At 46.0% G+C, this 235-nt stretch carries 1 protein-coding gene; it reads right to left on the bottom strand.

Going from position 1 to position 235, the window contains the following annotated elements; all coding sequences use genetic code 11:
* On the bottom strand, positions 1-235 hold a 235-nt coding region (locus tag AAEY72_RS16380), incomplete at both ends, for an ATP-binding cassette domain-containing protein (protein WP_352311750.1).

The raw sequence follows: 235 nt of genomic DNA, 5'->3' as shown, positions 1-235 counted from the left end.
CCTTCTGATACGATATAGGCTTTTTCACAAATCGCTAAAGTCTCACGAACATTGTGATCAGTGATTAACACACCGATACCACGTCGTTTGAGCGCTAAAATGACATCTTTGATATCGCCAACAGAGATAGGATCTACACCGGCAAAAGGCTCGTCTAATAAGATAAACTTGGGGTCAGCTGCTAGAGCGCGAGCAATCTCACAACGACGACGCTCACCGCCTGATACGCTCATAC

The sequence above is a fragment of the Psychrobacter sp. W2-37-MNA-CIBAN-0211 genome (assembly GCF_040309405.1).
Classification (GTDB): Bacteria; Pseudomonadota; Gammaproteobacteria; order Pseudomonadales; family Moraxellaceae; genus Psychrobacter; species Psychrobacter glaciei.
This window is presented reverse-complemented; position numbering and strand designations above follow the sequence as displayed.